Source organism: Bradyrhizobium sp. Leo114 (assembly GCF_055229415.2).
In genome coordinates, this window is the sequence record NZ_JBUYEN020000154.1 from 1 (window position 1) to 1,628 (window position 1,628).

1 protein-coding gene is annotated in these 1,628 nt (G+C 64.6%); it reads left to right on the plus strand.

What is annotated here, in order from left to right; all coding sequences use genetic code 11:
- The first annotated feature begins 79 nt into the window (after positions 1–79).
- On the plus strand, positions 80–1,297 hold the full coding sequence (locus ACZIRK_RS45095) for an IS110 family RNA-guided transposase (protein WP_165435657.1): 1,218 nt from the start codon (positions 80–82) through the stop codon (positions 1,295–1,297).
- Positions 1,298–1,628: the final 331 nt, after the last annotated feature.

Consider the following 1,628-nt stretch of genomic DNA (forward strand, 5'->3'; position numbering starts at 1 on the left):
GCGAATCCGTAGTTGTCGTGTCGCCCGCAGCTCCCATCGTTGTCCGGCAGAGGAGGTGCGAATGCGACGGGTAATTGGCATTGATGTCCACCGAACCTTCGGGGAGGTGGTATTTTGGGAGAACGGCAGGCTCCGACATGCGGGCCGCATTGATATGACGCGGACTGCGCTGGAGGGATTTGGCAAGACCCTGCTGGCCGGTGATGAGGTGGTGCTCGAAGCGACCGGCAACAGCATGGCGGTGTCGCGAGTGCTGGCGCCATTCGTGGCGCGGGTGATTATCGCCAATCCGTTGCAGGTGAAGGCGATCGCCCAGGCTCACGTCAAGACCGACAAGATCGATGCCGGCACGCTCGCCAGTTTGCAGGCGGCGGGATACCTGCCGCAGATCTGGACGCCTGACGCGGAGACCGAGCGCAAGCGTAGGCTGGTGGCGCGGCGCTACCAGGTCGTGCGGCACCGTACGCGGCTCAAGAACGAGGTGCATTCGATCCTGCACGCGCACCTGATCCCGAAGTGCCCGCATGCCGATCTTTTCAACGCCCGCGGCCGGGCGTGGTTGGCCGCTCAACAGTTGCCAGACGATGAGCGGGCGGCCGTCGATCGGCACGTCCGTGAGCTTGACCGTTTGGCCGAAGACCTGGCCCTGCTCGATCGCGAGATCGCACAGGACGCAATCGAGGATTCCGCGGTGAACAGATTGATGACGATCACCGGCGTGAATCTGGCGGTCGCCGCCGGAATCGTGGCGGCGATCGGCGACATCAACCGGTTCAACAGCCCGCAGAAGCTGGTGAGCTATTTCGGGCTGAACCCGCGGGTGCGGCAGTCCGGGCTGGGAGCCGTCCACCACGGCCGTATCAGCAAGATCGGCCGCAGTCATGCGCGCGCCATGCTGGTCGAGGCGGCCTGGGCAGCGGCCAAGGCGCCCGGTCCACTGCATGCTTTTTTCGTGCGCATCCGCGCCCGACGCGGCCATCAGATCGCCGCGGTGGCCGTGGCTCGGAAGCTCACTGTGCTCTGCTGGCATTTGCTGACAAAGGGCGAGGATTACCTGTGGGCGCGCCCGGCGCTGGTCGCCAATAAGACCCGCGCGATGCAACTTCAAGCCGGACATCCACAACAGAAAGGGAGCCGCCGTGGACCAGCCTATGCCTACAACATCAAGGCGCTGCGCGACCGCGAGATGTTGATTGCCGCCCAGGCGGAGCAAAGCTACGAACGATTCGTGTCGCAATGGAAGCCGCGGCACCCAAAAACCGGCGCGCGGGCGCCTCAGTTCGGCAGGACAAAATAGGCAGTCCGGTGACGCTTGCAGCCGACGCGTCACGCTTCGCCACGAGGTCGCCCGCGCCCGACAACCATAGTCGCGGCTGACGGCAAGTTCTAGGCAGGAATGCAGTCCCGTTCCACTGCCAGTGTGCCGCCGTGCTCGGGCCGGTCAAGGCCAAGCCTTGCGGTGGCCGCAAACGCGGCCAGCCTTGACCGCCCCTGCGCGCGACGGCTGCGAGATCGGTGGCCGGGACGGAAGAATGGCCCGCAGCGCGACCGAACAAAAGAATGGACTTACGGCGACCTTTGCAATCTTCGTCTCGGCCATGAAGAAAGCGCTTGTCCATCTCATCCGT